Genomic DNA, 25089 nt, shown 5'->3' on the forward strand with positions numbered 1-25089 from the left:
CTAGTGCATTGAGATTCTTGCGCGATCTCGCCAGAGGCGGATGGCCTCACGGCCGATCGGTTTTCCGATCGTCATGTTGTTGGTGTCTTCAGCGCCCGCGCGACCGCAATCGCAGCCACAAGGACTGCGGCCAGCGCGGCCACGCAGGCCGTCCAGCCAATCCGGTCATAGATCTGTCCGATGACGAAGCTGCCGGCGAGCCCTCCCGCATAGTAGGACGCGAGATAGATCCCGCTTGCCGCGGCGCGGTCGCGCGATGCCGTTCGGCTGACATGGCCGGTGGCGATCGCCTGCGCCAGGAAGGTGCCGATGGCAACCAGCGCCATCCCGGCAAGGACAATGGGAAGCTTGGGCGTGAGCAGTAGAAGTAGGCCGACAATCGCCAGCCCAAGCGTCGCGCCAACCCCTGCCCTCGGACCGAGACCCGAGGCCACACGCCCGGCGAGCGGAGTGGTCAGCATCGACGGCAGGAAGACGAAGTAGACCGCGCCAAGCGCCATCGGAGTCAGCGACAAAGGCGCCGCAACCAACTGGAAGTTCACATAGGTGAAAGTGCCGATGAAGACGAACAGAATGAGGAAACCGATACCGAAGGAGGCGCGCAGCTCGACGTTCTGCAACGGGGCTTTCCAGGCCGCGCGAGCGAGCCCGCCCGTCGTATCCGAGCGCATCATTGCCGAGGTCTTCTGCAGCGTGAACCAGACAAGAGCCGCGCCGGACAGATTGAGGGCAGCGAAGGTCAGGAAGTTGATCGAGATCCCGAACATGTCGGCGACGGCCGCCGACATCAGCCGGCCGAAAAAGTTGCTGGCAACATTGCCAGTCACATATGCCGCAAGCGCGCTCGTGGTCTGCCGGGCGGAAAAGTGCTCCGCCAGGTAGGCCATGGTGAGCGTGAACGCGGTCGACATGCAAAGACCTTGCGCTACACGCAGCAGCGCGAAGACCACAACATTGTCCGTCTGCGAAAGCAGCGTCGTCGGGATGGCCAAGATGGCCAGGCTGATCCAGATGCCGTTGCGGCGGTCAATGCGACGCCCGAAGAGAGCCACGGCAATACCGGCAATCGCCATGCCGAACGTGCTGGCATTGACGGCAAAGCCCATGGTGGCGCGGCTGACGCCGAATTTCGTCACCAGTGAGGGCAAAATGGCCTGGGTGGCGAATAGGTCGACGAGCGTCAGGAACGCGATCAGGGCGACCAGGCCGAAGCGCCAGCTATCTGCGGCAACCCTGCGGAGCCACATCAATTCGGTATGTTCACTGGTCGTCATCACAGGCTCCTGGCTATGCGTCCCCAGGCGACTACCCGAGGACGCGCTGTTGGTCGCTGTTGCTGGGATCTGCCGGCCGCGACGAGCGGCTCACATCATGTGATCTTCACGCATCGCGGGCGGGAGAACGTCGGCCGAATAGAGGACGGCCGGAACCTTGCCGTTGTTCTTCCACCAGTGGGCGAGCTGGCCGAACTCGGCGGTCACGTCGCCGGCTGGATGCTCGATGCCGACCTTGCAGGTGCTGGCGTATTCAGTGATCGAGCCTTCGACGACGATGATGTTGGCGGGGCGAGCCGTGTGCTCATGCCACGGCACCACGCCGCCCGGCTGAACGACCAGCTTGCGAAGGCGCAGCATGTTGCCCTTCCAGGCCTCGCCCTTCGAGCTGAGATCGATTGCGGCAAGGACCGTATCGGTCACGCCGACCGGCTTGCTGGGATGTTCCTGGATGTCGGCCGTAGCGGCCTGACCGGCGGGGCAGTCGCCGGCGGAAGCCGGGGCTGCGGAAAAAGCAGCGGTCGCGGTAAGAAGCCCGAGTGTCAGCGCCAGCTTCAGCGGCGCCTGCAATGCAATAGTCCTGGAAGCCATGTCTATTCTCCTTTTTCGGTGCCCAATCGCGGGAGGCGGGGCATGACAAGGAGAGTGACTGGAGCCTCGGAGAAAGAGAAATGCTGACTGGCTCTTAAATCGATACCTGAAAACTATAGCAGGTGACCGCACCAACGCGATCATCTCCGCAACGAAGTCAGTCGCGGATTTGGACTTTCACTTCGATCTGCTAAAGCGCGTCGCAATTCTTCGGATTCGCTCCCTGCGCTTTAGGCTTTTGATTTTGCGCATGTCTCCCGAAACCGGTTCCCACTTTCGGGAGGCATGCTTTAAGCAGCAGTCTTCCTGACCGACAGGTCGATGCCGCTTTCCGGCCAGCTGTGCGCCTTGACGCTGTTCACGAAAGTCGATGTCGCCGGCGAGAACCGGCGCCCCGCCACGACGACCAGCGAGACCTCCCGCCAGACTTCAGGATCGACGACTGGCCTGATCTGCAAGCCTGGAATGACGGCGCTGAATTCCGGGATGAAGCAGATTCCCAGCCCGCCCGAGACCATGTTTTGGATCCAGTCCTCGCGTTCGCTGGCGTAGGAAATCCTGAGCTTCACGCCACGTTCATTGCAGAGGCCGGCAAGGTAATCCCGATACTCGCAGTTCAGGCGTCTCAGATAGTTCTCGCCGTCGAGCTCGGAGATGGCGACATTGTCGTTGCGGGCCAGCCGATGGCCGCTGGGGAAGGCCAGAACGAACCGTTCGCGGTAAAGCGGCGTGACGTCGAAGCGCTCCGGAAAACTGTTGCTGGACGCCATGATGGCGACATCGATCTCGCCGGCTTCCAGCAGCTGCGAAAGGGAGGCTGGAACGCCCTCCACCAGCTGCAGTTGAATGCCTTGCTGGCGCCTGTTGAAGTCCGTCAAAAGACCGGTAAATCGCCGCGGACCGATCGTGCACATGACCCCGACCTTGAGATTTGCGTTCTCCAGGCACAGGAACCTCGACGCTTCCTGGCGAACGCCGGTAACCTCATCAAGGATCTGCTGGAACCGCGGCCGCAACAAAGCCCCGAGATCCGTAAGATGGGTCAGATTGCGCTCGCGCCTAAACAACAAGCCGCCCACCTCATCCTCGAGCTGCTGGATCGCTCGGGACAGCGCCGGCTGGGTGACGTTGCACTTTTCGCCAGCGCGCGTGAAGTTGCGGGTCTCGCAGACGGCCAGGAAGTAGCGGATGTGATGAATGTCCATGCGGGCGTCCCTCATCTAGCATAGATGCACCCTGGAACCCTGACCCATGGCATTCCATCACGCCAATGCATGAGCGCTATAATGTCGATAGCGTTTCGTCATGCGACGACGGCGGGCCAAGGCCCGCCATCAAAAACGTCCTGCAGCGCCAGGCGCCAAGAACGTCAGCTGTGATGGCCCAAGGCGAAGAGCTGGGCGCAGAACTGAGCATGCGGCTTGCTCATGGCGGCGTCGTTGCATTCCTTCATCATCGAAACCTGCATCGCCTTCGGCGTGGCTTTCCATGCCGTCTCGAAATCGGCACTCGACTTCATCGTCTTCATGCCGGAATCGGTGAAGAAGGGCTGCATGTTGGACGGTTCGTCGAGCACTCCGGCGAACGCGACCCCGCCAATAACCGAAAGGGCAAAAGCGCCAAAGCAGATAGCTTTGATATTCATGGTAAGAACCTTCTCTGGAGTTTGTGCAATCGCCCTTTTGACGACTGCGCTGATGACCGGCAGCATTTGGAACTCTATTGTTCCTGCTTGCCGAGATGGACTTTGCTTGATCCGGCGTTCAACTCGCCAATGCCGTCTGCGAATGGAGTTTATGCCGGCTCTGCATTTCGATGTATTCGGCGAGCACCGCTAATTTGCGCCGCCCAAGGCAAGCAGGTTGGCGCAGAATTGGGCGTGGGGCTTGCTCATCGCCGGGTCGTTGCACGCCTTCGTCATCTTGACCCGGTCATGCTTGGACAGAGCGAACCAGGCCTTCTTGAACCCAGCCATAGGTTTCATCGTCTTCATCGCGGCGTCCGTGTAGAACGTCGGCAATGCGGCAAGATCGCTGAAGGGGTCGGCGGACGCCGGATTTGCGCCAAGACTTATGGCAAGCGCCGCCATACAGTTGAGTTTTGCTCTCATCATTTATCCTCCCGATTCCAGGCCGCGGCTCCAGCAACGGCGCCAAAGCAACGCTCATCGTCTGATCGGAGGAAGAGTGCGGCGCACGAGGACCGGCAGCCAATGCAATCTGCCTATGGACTTCATGCCACCTTGGCATTTCGGCTGGACAAGAAGATGCGGCAGTCTCTCTCCAGTCGCCTTGTCGACAATCTTGGGATGGAGACCAAACGATGCTTACCCAGCCCGCAATGAGAACAGACCAAGCCATCGCATCAGTCGCGGATCTTGGTGTGGAAAACCGGACGATCGACATCGTGCTGGCAAACGATGCACATGGCGCTTTCGTCTGGGGCGTGCTCGATCGCCTGCTGGACGAGCCGAGCTGCAGCGTCAGCGGCGTCACCGCGTCGGGCTTTGCAGCGATGGAGGCGGCGGTCTTTGCCTATGGCTTGAGCGTCGGCGGCAGGCGCGGCGCGCGGACGGCACTCGCCAATTTCTGGCGGCGCGTCAGCCACGCCTCAATTTTCGCCGACGGCAGAGCCAGCCTGCTTCGATCCGTCCTGGAACAGTCAATCGACCTCGAGCAAATCCGTGACGAAGACTGCCCGGTGAAACTTGGCGTTCTGGTCGTCAACGCGCGCACGGATGCGATGAAGGTATTCACAAGCGACCAGTTGTCTGTCGATGCGATCGTGGCGGCGGCTACGATTCCCTTCCTCTCGCTGCCTGTCGAGATCGACGGCGACATTTATTGGGGTGACGGCGACGTTTTGCAGTCGCCACCTGTGCTATCACCTGAAGCTCGCCATCGCCTGGTTGTCACCGGCAGACCGTCCGTGTTCACCACACCCTGTCCGGACCGCAGCCTCGCAGCCAGTCATTGCGCGACCACTTGCGCGCCTGTTCACACCATATTCGACAGTCGATATCGTGCCGGAGCTCCGCTGCTCCTGCGGCCGTGGATCGACTGGGGCGAACTGACCGACATGCGCGACAGGGGGCGGCTGCGTGCAGCAGACTGGCTTGCCGCTGATCCTTTCCGCAGTGCAGAAGCCCCAGCCTCCAACTGCGAAAGACGATACATCTAGGCGCCTCGCTCCCGCCTAGCCGCGCCTGCTTCGTATACTCCCGAATGCAGGCGCCAAGCCCTCCGGCGTCTCCCGCCGGAGGGCTTTTTCGCGTCGCCTCCTGGGACATAGTGACTGCGTATCAATTCCATGCCGAGACAGCATTTCAGCTCGGCACCCTGATCGGAGAGACTGATTTGCAGACGGGCCCAAGGCCGGTCTTTCCCTCGAAACGCCAACCAGGAGACAAGCCTGTGATCAACACCAAGACCCTCATCGGATCGGCCCTCGCGGCCGCCACTTCGCTTGCCGCGACAGCGGCCTACAGCGGCCCCGCTGCCAAGCCCAGCTTCGCCTTCGAGAAGTGCTACGGCGTGGTCAGGGCGGGCCAGAACGACTGCCAGACCGCGACGCATTCCTGCGCCGGCACCGCGACCGCCGACAACCAGCCGGATTCCTGGCTCTACGTGCCCGCCGGCAGCTGCGCCAAGATCGCGGGCGGCAGCGACAAGCCGAAAGCCTGAACGATCCAAACTTCTTGTCCACCCTCTAGAATGGAGCAGACCGATGTCCCGTGCGTTTCAGCCCCTCGCGATTCCCGCATCGGCGGGCATCGGTCTTCGCTCTCCTCACATCAGCGAAATGCTGACGCGGCGACCCTCCGCCGGCTGGCTGGAGGTTCATGCCGAGAACTACATGGGAGACGGCGCAGGCGTCGAGGCGCTGGAACGGCTGCGCCAGACCTATCCGTTGTCGGTGCATGGCGTCGGCCTATCGCTGGGCAGCGCGCGGGGCTTGGACCGAGATCATCTGGAGCGGCTGCGCATGGTCTGCGGGCGCTTCCAGCCCGATCTCGTTTCCGAGCATCTGGCCTGGAGCGTCGCCGACGGCGCCTACCTCAACGATCTCTTGCCGCTGCGCTATGACGAAGAAGCGCTGGCGATCGTTGCCCGCAACGTCGAAACCGTCCAGGAAACATTGAAGCGGCAGGTGCTGATCGAAAATCTGTCCGCCTATGTCGCGTTTGCGGACTCGTCGATGAACGAGGCCGAGTTCCTGGCCGAGCTCGTTGAGCGGACCGGCTGCGGCCTGCTGCTGGACGTCAACAACGTCCATGTCTCGGCGCACAATCTGCAATATGACGCCAAGGCCTTCATCGACGCGCTGCCTGAGCAGGCTATCGGCGAAATCCATCTCGCCGGCCATGCGACCAACCGGGTCGGAACCGATACCGTGCTCATCGACGATCATGGCTCTCGCGTACCACCGGTCGTCTGGTCGCTCTATGAGCACGCGATAGGCCGGCTGGGGCCGCGCCCGACTTTGATCGAATGGGATACCGACGTTCCGGTTCTCGACGTGCTGCTTGGCGAAGCCATGTGGGCCGACATGCTCACCGCTTCGCTCATGTTCAGCCGCAAGCAGGCCGCCAGACAGGCCGCGGCAGCCAAGCCCCGTCCCGTATCCCCCTTTGAAACTGCGCGGACCAGCATGCCCGTGCTCGCAGCATTTGCTGCCGCCAAGGCCGGACACGTCATGTCGAACGCTTTAACGCCGATGGAGGGAAGATACGATGTTGCCGCTTGAACACCTGCAGACCACCATGGCGCGCTCGGTGCTTGCCATCGAACCAATGGTCTCCGCGAAAATGCTGACCGCCGGCAAGGCCGATCCATTGGCCCGGCTGCGCATCTACCAGAACAATACGCGCAGCTCGCTCACCGCGGTGCTGATGGCGGTCTTTCCGGTCACGGTTCGCCTAGTGGACGAACGGTTCTTCCGCTACGTGGCGAGCGAGTTCATTCGACGCCATCCGCCGGTCGAATCGCGCCTTGCGCGCTATGGCGCCGGCTTCCCGCGCTTCCTGAAGACGATCGATACGCTGGCCGACATGCCGATCATCGCCGAAACGGCGCGGCTCGAATGGGCCATCGCCGAGGCGCTCGATACGGCCTCGCTGCCAGCCCGCAGCCTCGCAGAACAAGACAACACCGACCTCGGACTCTCGCCGGATATCCTGCTCCAACCCTCGCTGCGCCTGATCGTCTCGCACTGGTCGATCCTGTCGGTATGGATGGCGCATCAACAGGAGACGGCGGTCGACGAAAACATCACCTGGGCAAGGCGCCCCGAACGCGTGGCGTTGTGGCGATCGGGAAACTATGTGCGGCTTTTTCTGCTCGACCGTGCAAGCTTCGCCTTCTGGCATTCGCTGAAGCACGGTTTGGGCCTCGAGCATGCCACTGGCCGCGCCTTGGCGCTCGACCCGGCCTTCGACCTGGTTTCGGCCCTTGTGCGTCTGTTCCGCGACAGGCTCGTCACCGACGTGCGGGTCGCCTCGAATTCCCCCTCAAACTGACGGAGACGGTTATGACCGCAATATCGGAGCAATCCTCGTCCAACCCGGCCGGCTTTGTCGGCCTCTACAGGCGTATCATCAAGCTGCCCGAACACATTCCGCTTTCGCTGGTCCAGCTCGCCGCACGCGTCGCGGTCGCGCATGTGTTCTGGCAGTCCGCCCAAAGCAAGCTGGCATCCTGGCCGGTTACGCTGCAGCTCTTCGCCAACGAATACAATCTGCCGTTCATCGACCCGTCGATCGCGGCGCCATTGGCGACCGCCGCCGAACTCACGGGCTCGGTTCTGGTCTTCTTCGGGCTGTTCTCGAGGCTTGCTGCACTGATGCTGCTCGGCGTCGTTTCAGTCATCCAGATTTTCGTCTACCCGGAGAACTGGGCTGAGCACCTGCTCTGGTCGTCGCTGCTATTGCTCGTGCTGACACGCGGCGCCGGTGTCTTCTCGCTCGACTACGTCGCCGCGCGGGTCCTATCGACATCCAGAAAATGAATATCGAAACCGGTGGCAAAGCACGGTGCGCATCTTCATCGTTCACGCACACCCCGAGCCCAAGAGCTTCAACGGTGCCCTCACCCGCACAGCGCAGAAGGCGTTGTCCACCGCGGGACACGAGGTCGTCGTCTCCGATCTCTACGCCATGGGCTTCAATCCGGTATCGGACCGCCGCAACTTCACGACCGTGCACGACGCGAATTTCTACCGTCAGCAGGCCGAAGAAGCGAATGCGGCCGCCCACGACGGGTTCGCCCCGGATATCCAGGCCGAGATGGACAAGCTCTTCTGGTGCGACGTCTTGATCCTGCAGTTTCCGCTCTGGTGGTTCGGGCTGCCGGCGATCCTCAAGGGCTGGGTCGACCGGGTGTTCGCGTCGGGTGGCCGCATCTATGGCAGTGGCAAATGGTATGACCGCGGCGTCTTCGCAGGGAAGCGCGCCATGTGCTCCGTCACGATCGGCGGACCGCCGCCGATCTATTCCAGCCGCGGCCTGAACGGCCCAATCGCCGAGATCCTGTTCCCAATCAACCACGGCATGCTCTACTTTGTCGGGTTCACGGTGATCGAGCCGTTCCTTGTGCACGCACCAGCGCGTATCGGCGACGACGAGCGCCAGATGTGCCTCGATCGCTACCGTGAACGCGTCCTCAGCCTCGCTCATGCTCCGACGATCGCGTATCCGAAGCTTGCGGAGTTCGACGAACTGTATGTTTTGAAGTCGACGTGAAAAGGATCTGTCCGGTTCACCAAGCAGTGCGCAGTGCGCCGCACGCAGGTCCTGGCCGCGATTTCAAGGAGATAGGCTGGTGCTGCGAGAGAGGATTGAACTCTCGACCTCTCCCTTACCAAGGGAGTGCTCTACCACTGAGCTACCGCAGCCTGCGATGGCGGCGCTTCTGCCATAACGAACCGGCAAGCGCAAGGCCAAGAAAACCTTAAAACGACGCATGTGATTGTCGCAAAACCAGCGCGGTTTCGGGCGGCATGCATCGAACGCCGCAGCTGTGGAAGCCGCTTCCGGCAGTCTTCCATGACATGGCGGCGCCACAATGATAACTATGCCTGAACCAGAGCCGGCTATACGCCGGCGGGGACGGACGATGAACGACAAGGCAAGTCCACCGAAAAAGGGCGGCGGCGAGCGCAAGGACCGGCTCGCCGAAGCGTTGCGCGCCAACCTGCAAAAACGCAAGGCGCAGGCGCGCTCCCGGCGCGCCGGGGACGCTGACCAGCAACGCGCCTTCGACGCTGGCAAGCAGCGCGCCTGCGACGCTGACAAGCAGCGCGCCTTCGATCTCGATCAGCGGCCGGAGGGCCTGCCGTCTGCAGGAAAAATGCAGGAAAAGTAACCCAAATCAGCCACACTGGCCGACCATACTTGGGCCACAGATGGGGAAATCCTATTTCTTGAACCGCGCCGGCCAATAGTCTAGAGCCGGACATACTCAACCGATTGAAACCGGCCCGTCCGGGCCGAGGGGACGTTCTTTCATGGATCGCATCAGAATTGTCGGCGGCAATGAGCTTGCCGGAAGCATTCCGATCTCGGGCGCCAAAAACGCGGCGCTGCCGCTGATGATCGCCTCGCTGCTCACCGACGACACACTGACGCTGGAGAACGTGCCGCATCTGGCCGATGTCGAGCAACTGATCCGCATCCTCGGCAATCACGGTGTCGACTATTCTGTCAACGGCCGGCGCGAGAGCCAGCAGAAAGGCTATTCGCGCACCATCAATTTTTCCGCCCGCAACATCGTCGACACCACCGCGCCCTACGAGCTGGTGTCGAAGATGCGGGCTTCCTTCTGGGTCATCGGGCCGCTGCTTGCCCGCATGGGCGAGGCCAAGGTGTCGCTGCCCGGCGGCTGCGCCATCGGCACGCGTCCGGTCGACCTGTTCCTCGAGGGCCTGCAGGCATTGGACGCAGAGCTCGACGTCGACAACGGCTACGTCATCGCCAAGACGAAGAACGGCCGTCTCCACGGCAATCGCTACGTGTTCCCGAAAGTGTCGGTCGGCGCCACGCATGTGCTGATGATGGCGGCCTCGCTCGCCAAGGGCGAGACGGTGCTCGAAAACGCCGCGCGCGAGCCGGAGATCGTCAACCTCGCCGAATGCCTGATCGCCATGGGCGCCAAGATCCACGGCGCCGGCACCTCCACCATCACCATCCAGGGCGTCGAGGCGCTGTCCGGCGCCCGCGTGCGCGTCATCCCGGACCGCATCGAGACCGGCACCTATGCCATGGCGGTAGCGATGACCGGCGGCGACGTGATGCTCGACGGCGCTCGGCCCGACCTGCTGCAGAGCGCCCTCGACGTCATCGCCGAGACGGGTGCCGAGATCACGCCGACCAATGAGGGCATCCGCGTCAAGCGCAACGGCGCCGGCATAGCGCCGGTCGACGTGACCACGGCGCCTTTCCCGGCGTTCCCGACCGACCTGCAGGCGCAGTTCATGGGCTTGATGACGATGGCCAAGGGCAAGTCCCGCATCACCGAGACGATCTTCGAGAACCGCTTCATGCATGTGCAGGAGCTCGCCCGCCTCGGCGCCCACATCACGCTTTCCGGCCAGACGGCGATCGTCGACGGCGTCGCCAAGCTGAAAGGCGCGCCAGTCATGGCGACCGACCTGCGCGCCTCGGTATCGCTGGTGATTGCCGGCCTCGCCGCCGAAGGCGAGACCGTCGTCAACCGGGTCTACCACCTCGACCGCGGCTTCGAGCGGCTGGAGGAGAAGCTCTCCGGCTGCGGCGCGGTGATCGAGCGGATTTCGGGCTGACGCTTCGCCGCAATCGTTTCGGGCGAGTTGCACCGGCGGGAAAGACCCACTAGAGCCTTATTGATCTCGATTTTGTCGAGTTCGACACGCTCTAGAATTTTGTTTGAGCATGATCTTTGCCGCGAAAAGCAAAAACCGGTTTCCTCTTTTCGGGATCATGTTCTAACAGAAGCTTGAACCGTCAACCTTCAGGTGCGCATACCGCATGGCCGCTCTCAAGCTCATCGCGCTCGACGACCAGGACCTGAGCATCGTCTCGGCCCATGTTCAGGACGCCGTGATGAAAGTCTCCGACCTCGAATACCTGCCGGCGGCCAAACGCTTCGTGCTGACCATGAACCGCTTCGTCTGGGAGGCGAAGTCCGGCCTCTTCCGCCAGCACAATGAGCGGCGCCAGAGCGTCCTGCATTTCGACCGCGTGCTCGGCGCCAAGACCAGCGGCATCGCGCGGGACAAGCCGGCCGAGGTGCTTTCGCTGCTGGCGATCAGCTTCGTTGCGATCAGCAAGCCGGCCGGCATCATCGAACTGGTGTTTTCCGGAGGCGGCACGATCATGCTCGACGTCGAGTGCATCGAGGCAAGGCTCGCCGACATCGGCGGCGCCTGGCAAGCCACCTCACGCCCTGTTCACAGGACCTGAGCACAGACAATGGCCATCACGCTTAGCCAAACGGACGCCGATTTCGAGCAGCGCTTTTCGGCATTCCTCACCACCAAGCGAGAGGTGTCTGCCGATGTCGAGGCGGTGGTGCGCGACATCGTTGCGCGGGTGCGCGACGAGGGCGACAAGGCCCTCATCGACTACACGCTGAAATTCGACAAGGCCGATCTCGGCAAGCTCGGCATCGCCGTATCCAGGGACGATATCGCCAAGGCCTATGCCGCGGCCGACCCCGCCACGGTCGAAGCGCTTGAATTCGCGCGCGACCGCATCCGCTCGCATCACGAGCGGCAGAAGCCGAAGGACGACCGCTACACGGACGCCGCCGGCGTCGAGCTCGGCTCGCGCTGGACGGCGATCGAGGCCGTCGGCCTCTATGTGCCGGGTGGCACGGCGAGCTATCCGAGCTCGGTGCTGATGAATGCCGTGCCTGCGAAAGTCGCCGGCGTCGAGCGCATCGTGATCGTGGTGCCGGCCTCCGGCGGCGTCATCAATCCGCTGGTCCTGGTTGCAGCCGACCTCGCCGGCGTTTCGGAGATTTACCGCATCGGCGGGGCGCAGGCGGTCGCCGCGCTCGCCTACGGCACCGAGACGATCAAGCCGGTCGCCAAGATCGTCGGACCGGGCAACGCCTATGTCGCGGCCGCCAAGCGCCAGGTGTTCGGCACCGTCGGCATCGACATGATCGCTGGGCCGTCGGAAGTGCTGGTCGTGGCCGATGCCGAAAACGATCCGGACTGGATCGCCGCCGATCTGCTTGCGCAGGCCGAGCATGACGCGTCGGCGCAATCGATCCTGATCACCGACAATGCCGAGTTCGGCAAGGCGGTGGAGCGTGCGGTCGAGCGCCAGTTGAAGACCCTGCCGCGCGCCGACACGGCCGCGGCGAGCTGGCGCGATTTCGGCGCCGTGATCCTGGTGCCGACGATCGAAGCCTCGCTGCCGCTGGTCGACCGCATCGCGGCCGAGCATGTCGAGCTCGCCTTCGACGACGCCGAACGCTTCCTCGCGAGGATGCGCAATGCCGGGGCCGTCTTCCTCGGCCGGCACACGCCGGAAGTCATCGGCGACTATGTCGGCGGCTCCAACCACGTACTGCCGACGGCGCGTTCGGCGCGTTTCTCGTCCGGCTTGTCCGTGCTCGATTTCGTCAAGCGGACGTCGATCCTGAAGCTCGGCCCGAAGCAGCTCAAGGCGCTGGCGCCGTCAGCGATCGCGCTCGCCAAAGCGGAAGGGCTCGACGCACACGCACGCTCCGTGGCGATCAGGCTGAACATGTAACGATGTCCGGCCGCCACCAAAACCGCGACAGGCTGATCGACGTCGAGCTCGACGAATCGATCGGACGTTCGACGCCCGATGTCGAGCATGAGCGGGCGGTGGCGATCTTCGATCTCATCGAGGAAAACAGCTTTCGGCCGGTCAATGACGACGGCGCCGGGCCATACAGGCTGAAGCTGTCGCTTGCCGAGCAGCGCCTGGTGTTCGCCGTCAGCCGCGAGGACGGCGCCGACGTGGTCACCCACATCCTGTCGCTGACGCCGCTGAGGCGCATCGTCAAGGATTACTACCTGATCTGCGAAAGCTACTACGAGGCCATCCGCTCCTCGACGCCCAGCCATATCGAGGCGATCGACATGGGGCGGCGCGGGCTGCACAATGAAGGCTCACAGACACTGATGGACCGACTGGCCGGCAAGATCGAGATCGACTTCGACACTGCGCGGCGACTGTTCACGCTGGTCTGCGTGCTGCACTGGCGGGGCTAGATCGGGATGACGTTTCGTTGAATCGCCATCCTGATCTAACTCTTTGTTGGAGCATGGTCTTCTCCGAAAACCGGTTCCCACTTTTTGCGTTCGCTGACCTCCGGTTCGGGACCATGCTCTAGTGCCGGCCGCACTGCCGCATTCGATCCTGTTTTTGTGCGGCATGAACGCCGTTCGCTCGCCGATGGCGGAGCAGCTGGCGCGACGGTTCCTGCCGGCCACCACCTTCGTCGCTTCGGCCGGCGTGCGCAGCGGCGAGCGCGATCCCTTCGTCGACGCCGTGCTTGCCGAGGAGGGTCTGACGCTCGGCGAGCGGCAACCGAGAACGCTAGACGAGTTGGAGGACGACTATTTCGACCTGATCGTCACGCTGGCGCCGGAAGCGCACCACGCCGCGCTCGAGCTCACCCGCTCGCTCGCCGTCGAGGTGGAATACTGGCCGATGCCCGACCCGACCGACACCGGGGGCACGCGCGAGCACATCATGGCGGCCTATCGCGATGTGCGCGAACGGCTGAAAGCGCGCATTAGCCGACGTTTCTTGCTTCCGGAAGCAAGAAACGCGACGGATTAAGCATGTTCACAAGCGGGCGATTATCATATAGGTTCCGCCGCAAATTCCGGCTGGAGCCGGATGATTTCCGGTCGGTTCGGCCGAAAATCATCCGACTCCAGATCAAAGACGTAGAGCATGATGTCGTCCGAAAACCGCTTGACACTTTTCGGCATCATGCTCTAGGCGCCGGAACCGCCATCCAAGCAAAGGTATCGAATGCCGAAGGAAGAAGTCCTCGAGTTTCCGGGCGTGGTCACGGAACTGCTGCCCAATGCGATGTTCCGGGTGAAGCTCGAAAACGAGCACGAGATCATCGCCCATACGGCCGGCCGCATGCGCAAGAACCGCATCCGCGTGCTGACCGGCGACAAGGTCCTGGTCGAGATGACGCCTTACGACCTGACCAAAGGCCGCATCACCTACCGTTTCAAGTAACAGTTCGGCGCGAACCCAGAGCCGGATGATCTCAGGTCTGTTCGACCCGAAATCATCCGGCTCCAAACCAGGGAGTGGAGCATGACGTTGTCCGAAAACCGCTTCACACTTTTCGGCATCATGCTCCCATGAGCATCCTGCAGAAGCTCGTGCTTGCCTCGGGTTCGCCGCGCCGCATCGAGCTGTTGCAACAGGCAGGCATCGAGCCGGACCGCATTTTGCCGGCCGACGTCGACGAGACGCCGCTGCGCGCCGAGCATCCGCGCTCACTGGCCAAGCGCCTTTCCAAGGAAAAAGCCGAGAAGGCGCTCGCGTCGCTGAAGAGCGAGGAAGACCATGTGCCTGCCTTCATCCTCGCCGCCGACACGGTGGTGGCCGTCGGGCGGCGCATCCTGCCCAAGGCCGAGACGATCGACGACGCCGTCAACTGCCTCGGCCTGCTTTCCGGCCGCTCGCACCGCGTCTATTCCGGCATCTGCCTGATCACGCCGGGCGGCAAGCTCAGGCAGCGGCTGGTGGAAACCAGGGTCCGCTTCAAGAGGCTGCCGCGCGAGGAGATCGACGCCTATGTCGCCTCGGGCGAATGGCGCGGCAAGGCCGGCGGCTATGCCGTGCAGGGCCTGGCTGGCTCCTTCGTCGTCAAGCTGGTCGGCTCCTACACCAATGTGGTCGGCCTACCGCTCTATGAGAGCGTGGCGCTGCTTTCCGGCGAAGGCTTCAAGGCGCACAAGAACTGGCACGTCGCGCGGCCATGAGCATGGACGACCCATGAGTCTTGACGACAAGGTCACGCCGCTCCGCCCGAAGCGACCCTGCCCCGAATGCGGCAAGCCTTCCGCGCGCGAGCACTATCCGTTCTGCTCGGCGCGCTGCAAGGACATCGACCTCAATCGCTGGCTGAAAGGCGCCTACGTCATCCCCGGTCGCGACGACGAGGAGGAAGAAGACGACGGCCCGAAGCAAGGCCCTTCGTCCAAAGACGAGGCGTGAATGCGCGTGGCAATGGGCCATTTCCCGCGATTTTTCTTTATCAACACCTAAGCGCTGGACAGGCGAAATTCCCATGCTATAACCCACGCGCTTTCCAGGGGCGCCGCCCGGTGCCCTGGTGAAACCCGGTGGGCGACCCCGTTAGCCGGCACAGGCCCAGATAGCTCAGTTGGTAGAGCAGCGGACTGAAAATCCGCGTGTCGGTGGTTCGAATCCGCCTCTGGGCACCATCACCTCTTTGTCCAGTCCGGAGACTGGCGTGGCGCATAGTCCCTTGGTTTCAATCGTGGTTCCTGCGCACAACGCCGAGGCAACGCTGGCGCGCGCACTCGATTGCCTCGTCGATCAGGACAGACCGGATTGGGAGGCGATCATCATCGACGACGCCTCCACTGACCGCACGCCCGCGATCATCGCGGGTTATGTGGAGCACGATGCACGATTTCGCACGTTGAGCTCTTGCGCGTATAGCGCCGCCGCCGCGCGCAATAGCGGGATTTCGATAGCGCGGGGCCAATGGCTCATGTTTCTGGATGCTGACGATTGGGTAGATACCAGCTTTCTTGCGAAAATGCTGGCCGCGCTGAAAACCGCTCCCGATGCGGTGGCCGCCTATTGCGGCTCTCGGCGCATGATGCCCGATGGCGAACTCACCCCGCCGAGCATCTCGACCGAGGTCGCGATCCAGCCCTTCGAAACATTCGCCCGCCAGTGCGCCATCCGCACTCACGCGCTACTGGTTGATCGGAAGACTATTGTCGAGTTGGGCGGTTTCGATGTGTCGCTGCGCACTTGCGAGGACTGGGACCTGTGGCAGCGCCTCGCACGTCTCGGCAAACGTTGGGTGATGGTCGACGAGCCGCTCGCTTTCTGTCGGATCAGCCGCAACTTACCCGCCCTCAGTTCGGCGCAGGTGATGGCAGATGCGGAAATCGTTATCGCCCGCGGCTTTTCGCCTGATCCCAGGGTCGAACACCCAGCGCCGGCTCACGCCAATGGAGCGATCGAGACGAACGGCCGCACCGCTTCCGAAGCGCTCGCGTGGTTTGCCTTGTGGAACGCCGCGACGGATTGCGGCCGCGGCTCGCGCTCCATCGCCCCACGGTCCCTGCATGCGCTCCCGGCAGGACGTAAGTGGGTCCGTGAGGTCGCCAAGCTGGTCCTCGATGGCCTTATGGTGGGAAGCCTGTCGGTGCCGGCGCAATTGGCAGCCAGGTGGGACAGGTTCGGCGGTCCCCTCACCGAGTTGACCATCGAACTCGGCAAGCTTTGGGGCGATCCAGGAGCTGGTCGCCGCGTCCAGTATCACCTCGAGCAAATGCTTCTCGACTTCGACGATCTTGCCGCGCCGCGCAAACTGGAGCGGACGCTCGGAATTCGCGTCGACGCTCGAAATCCAACCTCGATCGAACTTCCGGAAGGACTCGATCAGATCTATGCCTATCTAACGATCGATGGCCGGATCGAGGCTCGCGTCCAGTTCGGCGCGCTCGGGAAGGTGACAAGGCGTCATTGGATCGAATTGATCCTGGATCTCGTGCCCTCTGAGCGGCTTGCAACGCAAGAGGGCGCCACCTCGGAGATGTTTGAAGCCGAGGCATCGTTGTCCATGGCGGGAGGCCGGTCCGATTCGGACAGCCACTTCGGCAAACTCGCGCGATTGGCCGCGGAAGCGGAGGGGCTGGTTCGGTCGAGCCCCGAACCTTCGGTGCCTCTCGCAACGCCGCGCCGCGCACGGCCTACGGATGGAAACGGCAAGGATCGCACATCTTTCTGGGATCGCCATTTCACGACCGAGAACCGCTGGAACTACGCTTCGCCCTATGAGCAGGAAAAATATGAGCGACAGCTCGAAATTCTGCCTGCCGGTCCCATCGGACGGGCGCTTGAGCTGGCCTGCGCGGAGGGCCACTTCACGCGGCAGTTGGCGCCGCGAGTGGGCCACTTGACCGCAACCGACATCTCCGCCGTAGCCATCGCGCGGGCGCGCGAGCGATGCAGCGATCAGCCGAATGTTGACTTCGGCGTATTGGACTTTTCCGCGGATACGCTGCCGGGTGAAATGGACCTGATCGTCTGTTCGGAGGCGCTCTACTACCTGGATGATCTCGCCGAGTTGCGGCGCGTCGCCAAAGAACTCGTTGAGGCGTTGGCGCCTGGAGGCAGGCTCATCAGCGCACACGCATTCGTGCTGGGTGACGATCTTGAAAGGACAGGCTTCGACTGGAACACGTTCGGTGCACAGGCGATCTCGAAGACGCTGGAAGGCACCGAGGGCCTCGTCCTCGAGCGATCGATCCAGACCGAGCTCTATCGCATAGACCGATTCCGCCGCCTGTCACCGGACGACGTGGCGACGGAACCGACGATTGATCACGTGCCGATCCGCGCCCCGATCGACATGGGCGTCGCGCGAAAAATCGTCTGGGGCGGGGCGCGGGCCTTGCGCCGCGACGTCGCACGCAGCGAAAGACGGCAGCGCATCCCTGTCCTCATGTATCACAGCGTCGACGATGAGGGTCCGGCCGCGCTTGCCCGTTTTCGGTGCACTCCTGCAGCATTCGGCAGCCAGATGGCGTGGCTGCGCGCCAATGGTTTTCACGCTATTACGTCCGAGCAGCTGGAGCGGTTCATCGCCAACCGTCAACCTTTCGTTGGTCGCCCGGTGCTCATCACGTTCGATGACGGCTTCCAGAACTTTGCCGACCATGCCTGGCCGATCTTGCGCGCGAACGACCTGACTGCGGAAGTGTTCCTGGTGACGGACCTTGTGGGCGAAAGTGCACGGTGGGACGCCGTCAGCGGTCCGCCGACGCAGCTTATGGGCGCCGGGACGGTGCGGCGCCTCGCCGGCGAAGGTGCGTTCTTCGGAAGCCACCTGGCGACGCATCGCGCGATCGATGGTCTATCGAGCTCCGACTTGGCCGCCGAGCTCCTGCGCTCTCGCATGTTCATCGAACGGTGGACCGGTCGACCAACCGCGGCGTTCGCTGCCCCCTTCTCTGTCACCGACCGACGGCTTGGCCGACTGGCCAAGGAGTGCGGCTATCGGATCGGCTTCGGCGGCAGACATGGGCCGGCGGACCTCGATTGCGATCCCATCGACCTTCCGCGCATCGAGGTTCGCGGGGATCGCTCGCTCGATGATTTTGTTGCCCGTGTCGAGGCCGTGCTCGAAGATCGGTAAATCTCTCAGCAGGGTGCGTGCTGCCACGACCGTGCGGGCCTCGCCGAGGCCAATGTCTAGATTTGTGACAAATTGGTTCCGCTTTTCGTTCCGTGTCCCGCCCGTCACCTCGTTCGCAAGTCTATTGGGCGACTTGCGACACCGCCGACATCAACTCCTTCGGGCTTGGCGCCGCAAACATGTATCGCCCGCCCTCTGGGACCTCCGTAAAGCTCCAGCGGACGATGCCCTGCCGGTCCAGCAGGAACTGACCGATCAGTTGTCCGTGTCCCGTTGCCATCATCTGTTCGTCGGCTTCGGTCACTTCGTAATGGTCCCTTTTGTCGAGGAATTCGCTGGCCGCAAAAGGATCCATCGGACCGGGCAACTCGCCTGGTATGTCGACCCGCAAATCCTTTGCCGCTGCCATCGAAACCTTGTACGGCCAGTTCGTCTCGTCTTGGGTGAATTCGAGATTGGGCAGTCCAAAAGCACGATGCGAAGCGCGCTCAGGGTCGGAGGCCGCAAGCAGATTAGGCATAGGGTGGTAGCGGAAATAGAGTCGCGCTCGCTCGATCGGCGTGTTGACCACCGTCAGGCTCCCCACGCCCTTTTCGCGCAGCTCCGGATCGAGCCGCGCCTGGGCGGCGATATGGCGCCGGCAAAACGCACAATGCAGACCTCGAAACAGGCCGACCAGCACGGGCTTTTGTCCGCGAAAGTCGTCAAGCGCGATCTTGCCTTCCTGGGTTATGGCGTCGAGTACCACGTTTGGCGCGCGGTCGCCCGGTTGAAGCGGTACCAAGTCACTATGCGCGGACATTTCCAACCTCCCACCCGCTAGTCGAGAAAAGGCAGCACCACAAGTCCTTCCGGGTCGAGCCCGTGCTGGGCGCATATACCCTGCGCCAAGGAAAAATAGCGCTCGGCCTCGGCCAGATTGTCGAGGTCGAGATTGAGCGTTGCGAGACCATCATAGCACGGAAACAGCAGTTGGGGTTCGCCCGTTTCGCGGGCTACGTCCAGTGCTTCGTGGAACAACTCAACCGCCAGCTCCGGACGGCCGTTGCACTGGTGGATCTGCCCAAGCACGATCAACGGCACCGGCAGATGCTCGCGCTGGTCGAGCGCGCGGTCGATCTCGATGGCCTTCTCGGCGGCAGGCACGCCCTCCGTCGGGCAGCGATCCGTGAACGTACAACAAGCGACCGCCAGATTGGCGAGGAGGCGCGCCTGGAACCCCAAATCACCAATACGGCGCGCCACTTCAAGACCGCGCCGACAGACCTCCATCGCCTTTGCCGGATCGATGGTCGTGTAAAGCACGCCGAGATTGGTGTAGCCGCGACAGGCCGTGCCCGGCAGGCCGGCGTCTTCGGCCAATTCGATGCTACGTTCAATCTGACGCACAGCTTCATGGCTTCGCCCAAGGCGAGCCAGCGCAACAGCCTTGGTATTGAGCGCCTCGGCGGTCACAAGGGTGGCGTCACGCCCCACCTCGGAGGCATGCTCCGCTGTCAGGGAGCGTACGCAATCCAGCGCCGCGTCGGCCCATTTTGCCGCGAGTGCGTGATCTCCGCTACGGAACGCCTGTCGGCCACGTTCTTGCCAGAGATGCGCCTGCTCGACCGGGGCATCCGCTCCATCGAGGAGCGCTGCCGCTTCGGCGTAGCGCGATTCCGCGTTGTCCCGCTTGCCGACGTCCCAGAACAGCCGGCCGATCTTGCGCAAAACTCGCGCCGAAGCGACGCGATTGGCCGACTCGCGGTATGCCTGCAACACCGTCTCGTAGTGCTGATGCGCGATCTCGCGGCGGCCTGCCGGACCGCTCAAATCGGCAATGCGCTCCGCAATTGCCAGTTTGAGCGGCGTTTGCCCGGTCGCGCCCAAAGCCGTCAGTGCTCGCTCGTAGAAACGAAGGGCGTCGTCGTTGGCGTATATCATGCGAGCGCGATCGCCCGCTGCCCGCAGGTAATGCGCACCCTTCTCCCGCTCAGCGCTTAGTGCGAAATGATGACCGAGCACGGTCAAATCTTCGAGCCGTTCCGGCTTGTCGCCGCACTGTTGCTCCAAGGCGGCACCGACGCGCCCGTGGATGTCGGTCCTGCGTTGCAGGAGCAGATTCTGGTAGATCACGTCCTGCAGCAGTGTTTGCGTAAAGCGGTAGCTCTGCGACGAGACCGAGCCTGATCCGGCAACTTCCTCGATGATTTCCGCATCGCAAAGCAGTTCGCAGCCGGCTTCCAGGCGGCCGGGGTCGGCCGTCACGGCTTTCAAAAGTGTGGCATCGAAGCGCGGGCCGATCACCGCGGCTTCCTGGGCCAGGCGGCGCACCTCCTGGGGAAGCCGGTCGACGCGAGCTAGCAACATTGCCTGGATAGTGGCGGGAATGCCGGTTGCGACTTCGCCTGCCACAGTCCGCCATTGCTGACCCTCGCGCATCAATACGCCGCGATCGATAAGGCCGCGAACGATCTCCTCTATAAAAAGCGGGTTGCCGCCCGCCCGATCGAGGATCTGGTCGACAAGCCCTCCTGCCGAGTTCACCCAGCTCTCGCCGAAAAGCGCCGCCAGCAGGCTGCGCCCGTCATCGCTGGTGAGCGGCGAAAGCCTGAGCGCTGTGTGACTGACACGGCTTGAGTCGAGCTGGTCGTTGTGCGGCGCCGGACGATGCGTGACCAGCAACATCACCCGCGTGCGTTCCAACCTGTCCATGACGAAACGCAGCGCCTCGAGCGACACGGCGTCGGCCCAGTGCAGGTCTTCGACGACGATCAACAGCGGCGACAACGCAAGCCGCCGTTCGATGATCGTGCGGACTGCGTAGAGAATTTGCCGCCGCAGTTGCTCGGGCTCGACGTGCTGCAAGGTGGCGTCGGGGTCGCCAAGGCCCAGCACATGGTAGAGCAAAGGCATCAGCCGCTTCACCTCCTCGCCCTGCAGGCCGAGATCGGCAAGCAAGTCTGCGAGCTTGCTCCGCATTTCCTCCCCACTGTCGTTTTGCATCATCCCGGCAGCGCTGCGCACCACTGCACCCAAAGCGCCGAATGATTGTTCGCCAAGCGGCGAGCACGTGGCCTGCCGCACGGCGACGTTGCGAAAACGATCCTCGTCGCCGACGCGGGCGACGAACTCCTTCACCAGCCGCGATTTCCCGATACCGGCTTCTCCGACCAGGCGGACAAGCTGGGCCGAGCCGCCGCACGCCTGATCAAGGCTGGCCAGCATTCTATTGAGCTCCGCACCGCGGCCTATTATCGGCGCGCTGAGGCCGAGCGCCTCGAGCCCACGCGCTGCACGCGGCGCCGCAAGCGGCCCATCCAGTCGGTGGACGAGCACGCTGCCAGCCTTGCCGCGAAGCACGACATCACCCAGCGACTCGTAAGCAAAGGCATGCCGGGTCAGCCTGTGAGTGAGCTCGCCAACCAGCACCTCACCCGGTGCGGCCAACGATTGCAAGCGTTGCGCCGTATTCACCGTATCGCCGGTTACCGAATAGGATTTGGCGGTGCCGATGCCCAATCCCCCCGTAACGACCGGACCAGTGTTTATGCCGATGTGAAGCAACAGAGGCGAGCCGGAGTGGAAGGTGCTTTCGCCGAGCCGTGCCGTCCGTGCCATCATGTCGAGAGCGGCGCAAAGCGCACGTTCCGGATCGTCCTCATGCGCGACCGGCGCACCGAACAAGGCAAGCAGTGCATCGCCGATGAACTTGTCGACGAAACCGCCAAAGTTTCGCACTGCCGCCGTCAATTCCTTGAACAGTTCGTTCTGCAGCGTTTGCATGACCTCGGGGTCGAGCTGCTCGCTGAGTGTAGTGAAGCCGCAAAGGTCGGCGAACAAGACCGTTACCGTCCTGCGATCGGCGTCAGAGACGGGAGGCAGCCCGTCTTCGCTGTTTGCAAGCAGCGACGGAGTTCGAGAAGGCGGCACAATGGTCCGGCGTGGTGTCGGAGCAGGTCGTTCGACGGCTTTTGCGGGCGCACCGACGCTGGCCCCACATTTCGGGCAGAATTCGAAATCGGGTGCGCAGGGGTAGCCGCAACTGGCGCACGGCACGGGCTGGCGCTTGCCACACCTCGGACAGAAGGCGTACCCGCTCTCAATCTGGAAACCGCAGCCCGAGCAGTCCATCCAACAAGACCTCACTTGCGGCCGTGACAGCGTGATCTCGCTACGCGCTTCACGGCCAAGGTAGTCCCAAGGATGAACCGATAGCCGTCGACCGGCAAGCGGCAGCGCATAGGGACATCGAGCAATCGATCCGGTCCGGTGGCAGAGCGCTGCCGATTCGGTCGGCTGCGTGCCTCTGCACTTCCAGGCTTTGGCATCGTTCCAACTAGGAAGGTACGAAGAGGCCGTTGACCTCTTGATGCAACGGCTGGCTCGCAACGCTGTCACCGACGTCTCGCGCGCGCTTCTGGCCGCCAGCTACAGCCACCTGGGCCGTTTCGCCGAGGCCCGCGCGGCATGGCAGGAGGTGCTTCGCGTCAATCCCGACTATTCGCTGGAATACCGTCGCAAAGTCTTGCCCTACAAGAACCCTGCCGATTTCGAACTCATGGTGGACGGGCTCCGCAAGGCCGGTGTCGTGCAATGACAGTTGAGGCCATGTGAGGTCAGGCCTGATCTGCAGCCGATCGCGATGGACCCTCCGCGAATAAGGCCTGAAGTGAGACTCAGGTCGCCTTGATTCCTGCCTGGCCGATTTTGCGCCATCGGGCGTTTTCGCGAACCAGCTTCAAGTCGTCGGTCGTCTCGGCAAATGTCCGCAATCGGTATTGCCGAAGCAGGTGCGGGAAGAGCGCCCCTTCCGGCAGGCCGGCAAGCTGCTCGCGGACCGAGATCTTTTCATCGATGACCCGCGTGCCCCAGGCATTTTCCCGAACCTGCAGTTCCGCGGCCAGATCGCGCTCTTCCGGCGCGTTTTCGTCTAGCACAGCCAGCAGCATGGAGTGGAAAAGCGCTACATAGCCAATCTGTCTCAGGCCGCCCACGACCCTTACCCGCGGCAAGATAGCGAGGACGAGGAACATCAGGAACAAGTTCGGCAGCAGCACGCCGTCGAGCAGCGCCTGCTTGAGATGCAGCCGCTCGAACGGGATGGAAAGACCATGCGGCCTGTCGGGCTCGATCAGGTGCCCGTTCTTGAGGACGAGCCTGCGCACGCGCTCCTCGCGGATGCCCCAGAAATAGTCCGTGGTATTGGGCAAGAATCTGCCGAATGGGCCTGATGCGGCTTCCTGCAAGGCTTGTTCGAGACGCTGCCGCCTTGCGGGTTCGATGAGCAGCTTGGAAAGAAGGCTGCCGTCATTTTCCAGATGCCGCGCCATGGCAGCGGCGGCGAGGCGATCATCGATGAAGACGGGAACGGTCATGCCGGAACGATCCCAATTGGCGACCAGGTCCTCGTTGAGGGCTGTCAGCCCGTCGGCGGCGGTTCCAAACACCTTGTCCTGACAGGCAAGCAGAGTGCCCAGCCAGCGGCTGGCGTCCGTTTCATCGCCCACCGCTTCGAGCGCACGCGTGTTGAGGGATACGGGACCGGCCACGCAGGCGCTTTTGCGGCACAGTTTGTGGCGCCCCATGCCAAAGAGGTTGACCTTGTCGTCGCCGACATCGAGCCATCCCGGCCCTTCCCGGCCAACTGTCTCCATGGTCATCGTCGTTCCCATGAAGTTGACGAAGGCCGACAGCCCGTTTTCGACCGCGCCGATCCAGGCAAGCAGGAGGGCATCGAAGGTGATCCGGTCCATCAGAAGCAGGCAGTGCAGGCCGGATTGAATCACGGGTCTGTGCTCGAACTCTTCGAGCGCCTTGCCGATCTCCTCGGGCTGCATAATCGCACCGAGGCGCTGACGCAGGACGTCGCGCAGGATCGAGCGGGCAGCGATTGCCGGGCCCGAAGCAGGCCTTGCCACCGGACGCCACAGATGGCGGGCGTAGTCGGAAACCGATGCATTCCAATTCTGCTCGATGTCGCGCACGACTTCCGGGCAGAGCAGTGACAGCACGGCCAGAATTTCCGCCGGAGGCGCAGGGGTCGGGTCAAAGACGGCGGTCATCGGTTCCCGTCAAGCCGCTTGCGGCGCAGGCGCCAAGGGAGACCAGACTTGCTGGACGCGCTCGGGCCAAGCAATGCGATCAATGGTGTGAGGCGAAATTGACCGTATCCCACGAGGTTCTCCATCAGCAATCACCTGTTCGCCGACTCGGCACGAATTGTCAGGTCGGCTGCACGGCCGAGGCCAACACCGGATCTTAGAACCGCAGCCGGGCCATACTCAGGAGGTCGTGGTACCGCCCGTCGGTAAAACCGGCCTTCACATGCCGACCTTCGATCTCGAAGCCGTGGCTTGTGTAAAGACGGATAGCCGGTTCGTTGTCGGCATAGACGGTCAATTCGACCCGCTTCAGGGCCCGCCAGTTGTCGGCCACGTCAAGCAGCGCGCCAAGTATGGCGGAGCCGATGCCCTTGCCGACAAAGGCGTCATCAACGCCGATATTGATCTCGCCGATATGCGAACGGCGCGGCGAGTCCTGTGCGACCAGGCTGCCATGGCCGACGACCTTGCCGTCCACCTCCGCAACGATCCATGTGGTTTCCTGGCCGGACTTGGCGATGCGCCGCTCCACCTGCTCCACCCTTTCGAAGGGCATCCTGAACGTGCCCCAGCGGAAGCCCGGCTTGTTGAAGATAGCGCAAAGCGCCTCCGCATCGCTTGACCGGACGGGTCGGAGCTGTGGGCGGATCTTGTCGGACGATGGCGAGGTCGTGCTGGTCATGGCGTTCCAGGCGAAGGCGATCGGTCCGGCACGATGCACCGGACGTCACCTGAAAATCCAGCCGT

At 62.9% G+C, this 25089-nt stretch carries 25 protein-coding genes, 2 tRNA genes and 1 pseudogene; 18 read left to right on the top strand and 10 right to left on the bottom strand.

Going from position 1 to position 25089, the window contains the following annotated elements; genetic code table 11:
• Positions 1 to 71: 71 nt before the first annotated feature.
• From P9236_RS15025 to P9236_RS15045, 5 genes are all read right to left on the bottom strand, one after another.
• The gene (locus P9236_RS15025; RefSeq protein ID WP_278075415.1) at positions 72 to 1274 is read right to left on the bottom strand and encodes an MFS transporter; all 1203 of its coding nucleotides are present in this window, start codon (positions 1272 to 1274) and stop codon (positions 72 to 74) included.
• Positions 1275 to 1364: 90 nt separating this feature from the next.
• Positions 1365 to 1865, bottom strand: coding sequence for a cupin (locus tag P9236_RS15030; RefSeq protein ID WP_278075416.1), 501 nt, complete (start codon positions 1863 to 1865; stop codon positions 1365 to 1367).
• 290 nt (positions 1866 to 2155) lie between these two features.
• On the bottom strand, positions 2156 to 3070 hold the full coding sequence (locus P9236_RS15035; protein ID WP_278075417.1) for a LysR family transcriptional regulator: 915 nt from the start codon (positions 3068 to 3070) through the stop codon (positions 2156 to 2158).
• Between the two features lie 164 nt (positions 3071 to 3234).
• A complete protein-coding gene (locus tag P9236_RS15040; RefSeq protein WP_278075589.1) occupies positions 3235 to 3510 on the bottom strand; it encodes a hypothetical protein in 276 nt (91 codons plus the stop codon).
• Between the two features lie 189 nt (positions 3511 to 3699).
• A complete protein-coding gene (locus P9236_RS15045) occupies positions 3700 to 3954 on the bottom strand; it encodes a hypothetical protein (RefSeq protein WP_278075418.1) in 255 nt (84 codons plus the stop codon).
• A 233-nt stretch (positions 3955 to 4187) separates the two neighbouring features.
• Here P9236_RS15045 and P9236_RS15050 point away from each other — a divergent pair, with 233 nt between their 5' ends.
• The 6 genes from P9236_RS15050 to P9236_RS15075 all read left to right on the top strand — a co-directional run bounded on the left by P9236_RS15050 (position 4188) and on the right by P9236_RS15075 (position 8604).
• Positions 4188 to 5045, top strand: coding sequence for a hypothetical protein (locus tag P9236_RS15050; RefSeq protein ID WP_278075419.1), 858 nt, complete (start codon positions 4188 to 4190; stop codon positions 5043 to 5045).
• A gap of 233 nt (positions 5046 to 5278) precedes the next feature.
• Positions 5279 to 5548, top strand: coding sequence for a DUF2282 domain-containing protein (locus P9236_RS15055; protein ID WP_278075420.1), 270 nt, complete (start codon positions 5279 to 5281; stop codon positions 5546 to 5548).
• Between the two features lie 43 nt (positions 5549 to 5591).
• Entirely contained in the window at positions 5592 to 6611 is a 1020-nt protein-coding gene (locus tag P9236_RS15060) for a DUF692 domain-containing protein (protein WP_278075421.1), read from the top strand.
• Positions 6598 to 7383 carry a DNA-binding domain-containing protein gene (locus P9236_RS15065; RefSeq protein WP_278075422.1) on the top strand — a complete coding sequence of 262 codons (786 nt, stop codon included), beginning with the start codon at positions 6598 to 6600 and terminating at the stop codon, positions 7381 to 7383. Before P9236_RS15060 ends, P9236_RS15065 begins: the two co-directional genes overlap by 14 nt.
• An 11-nt stretch (positions 7384 to 7394) precedes the next feature.
• On the top strand, positions 7395 to 7871 hold the full coding sequence (locus P9236_RS15070) for a DoxX family protein (protein WP_278075423.1): 477 nt from the start codon (positions 7395 to 7397) through the stop codon (positions 7869 to 7871).
• Positions 7872 to 7896: 25 nt separating this feature from the next.
• Positions 7897 to 8604, top strand: a complete 708-nt coding sequence (locus P9236_RS15075) for an NAD(P)H-dependent oxidoreductase (protein ID WP_278075424.1) — start codon at positions 7897 to 7899, stop codon at positions 8602 to 8604.
• 77 nt (positions 8605 to 8681) lie between these two features.
• Here the strand turns inward: P9236_RS15075 and P9236_RS15080 are convergent.
• Positions 8682 to 8756, bottom strand: a tRNA-Thr gene (locus tag P9236_RS15080).
• 221 nt (positions 8757 to 8977) lie between these two features.
• Here P9236_RS15080 and P9236_RS15085 point away from each other — a divergent pair.
• The 11 genes from P9236_RS15085 to P9236_RS15135 all read left to right on the top strand — a co-directional run bounded on the left by P9236_RS15085 (position 8978) and on the right by P9236_RS15135 (position 18259).
• A complete protein-coding gene (locus P9236_RS15085) occupies positions 8978 to 9226 on the top strand; it encodes a hypothetical protein (RefSeq protein WP_278075425.1) in 249 nt (82 codons plus the stop codon).
• A 142-nt stretch (positions 9227 to 9368) separates the two neighbouring features.
• Entirely contained in the window at positions 9369 to 10661 is a 1293-nt protein-coding gene (gene murA, locus P9236_RS15090) for a UDP-N-acetylglucosamine 1-carboxyvinyltransferase (protein ID WP_278075426.1), read from the top strand.
• A gap of 205 nt (positions 10662 to 10866) precedes the next feature.
• Positions 10867 to 11301 (top strand): DUF2948 family protein, encoded by a 435-nt coding sequence (locus tag P9236_RS15095; protein WP_278075427.1) that lies wholly within the window; start codon positions 10867 to 10869, stop codon positions 11299 to 11301.
• A 9-nt stretch (positions 11302 to 11310) separates the two neighbouring features.
• Positions 11311 to 12603, top strand: a complete 1293-nt coding sequence (gene hisD, locus P9236_RS15100) for a histidinol dehydrogenase (RefSeq protein WP_278075428.1) — start codon at positions 11311 to 11313, stop codon at positions 12601 to 12603.
• A 2-nt stretch (positions 12604 to 12605) separates the two neighbouring features.
• Positions 12606 to 13091, top strand: a complete 486-nt coding sequence (locus P9236_RS15105; protein WP_278075429.1) for a UPF0262 family protein — start codon at positions 12606 to 12608, stop codon at positions 13089 to 13091.
• 121 nt (positions 13092 to 13212) lie between these two features.
• Positions 13213 to 13665, top strand: a complete 453-nt coding sequence (locus P9236_RS15110) for a low molecular weight phosphatase family protein (protein ID WP_278075430.1) — start codon at positions 13213 to 13215, stop codon at positions 13663 to 13665.
• A 198-nt stretch (positions 13666 to 13863) separates the two neighbouring features.
• The gene (gene infA, locus P9236_RS15115; RefSeq protein ID WP_006200926.1) at positions 13864 to 14082 is read left to right on the top strand and encodes a translation initiation factor IF-1; all 219 of its coding nucleotides are present in this window, start codon (positions 13864 to 13866) and stop codon (positions 14080 to 14082) included.
• Positions 14083 to 14210: 128 nt separating this feature from the next.
• Positions 14211 to 14837, top strand: a complete 627-nt coding sequence (locus tag P9236_RS15120) for a Maf-like protein (RefSeq protein WP_278075431.1) — start codon at positions 14211 to 14213, stop codon at positions 14835 to 14837.
• 13 nt (positions 14838 to 14850) lie between these two features.
• Complete coding sequence (gene yacG, locus P9236_RS15125; RefSeq protein WP_278075432.1) at positions 14851 to 15072, top strand: DNA gyrase inhibitor YacG; 222 nt, start codon at positions 14851 to 14853, stop codon at positions 15070 to 15072.
• Positions 15073 to 15226: 154 nt separating this feature from the next.
• A tRNA-Phe gene (locus P9236_RS15130) sits at positions 15227 to 15302 on the top strand.
• 29 nt (positions 15303 to 15331) lie between these two features.
• Positions 15332 to 18259, top strand: a complete 2928-nt coding sequence (locus P9236_RS15135; RefSeq protein ID WP_278075433.1) for a trifunctional glycosyltransferase/class I SAM-dependent methyltransferase/polysaccharide deacetylase — start codon at positions 15332 to 15334, stop codon at positions 18257 to 18259.
• A 121-nt stretch (positions 18260 to 18380) separates the two neighbouring features.
• Here the strand turns inward: P9236_RS15135 and P9236_RS15140 are convergent, their stop codons facing one another.
• Both P9236_RS15140 and P9236_RS15145 read right to left on the bottom strand, forming a co-directional pair.
• On the bottom strand, positions 18381 to 19061 hold the full coding sequence (locus P9236_RS15140; protein WP_278075434.1) for a redoxin domain-containing protein: 681 nt from the start codon (positions 19059 to 19061) through the stop codon (positions 18381 to 18383).
• Positions 19062 to 19078: 17 nt separating this feature from the next.
• The gene (locus tag P9236_RS15145) at positions 19079 to 22372 is read right to left on the bottom strand and encodes an adenylate/guanylate cyclase domain-containing protein (RefSeq protein ID WP_278075435.1); all 3294 of its coding nucleotides are present in this window, start codon (positions 22370 to 22372) and stop codon (positions 19079 to 19081) included.
• Positions 22373 to 22547: 175 nt separating this feature from the next.
• Here P9236_RS15145 and P9236_RS15150 point away from each other — a divergent pair.
• Positions 22548 to 22838, top strand: a pseudogene (locus P9236_RS15150) (tetratricopeptide repeat protein); the annotation flags it as partial.
• Positions 22839 to 22917: 79 nt separating this feature from the next.
• On the opposite strand, the gene P9236_RS15155 reads toward P9236_RS15150, so the two are convergent.
• On the bottom strand, positions 22918 to 24303 hold the full coding sequence (locus tag P9236_RS15155) for a hypothetical protein (RefSeq protein ID WP_278075436.1): 1386 nt from the start codon (positions 24301 to 24303) through the stop codon (positions 22918 to 22920).
• Positions 24304 to 24499: 196 nt separating this feature from the next.
• The gene (locus P9236_RS15160; protein ID WP_278075437.1) at positions 24500 to 25063 is read right to left on the bottom strand and encodes a GNAT family N-acetyltransferase; all 564 of its coding nucleotides are present in this window, start codon (positions 25061 to 25063) and stop codon (positions 24500 to 24502) included.
• Between the last annotated feature and the right edge of the window lie 26 nt (positions 25064 to 25089).

Origin of the sequence: Mesorhizobium sp. WSM4884 (assembly GCF_029625675.1) — a bacterium.
Classification (GTDB): Bacteria; Pseudomonadota; Alphaproteobacteria; order Rhizobiales; family Rhizobiaceae; genus Mesorhizobium.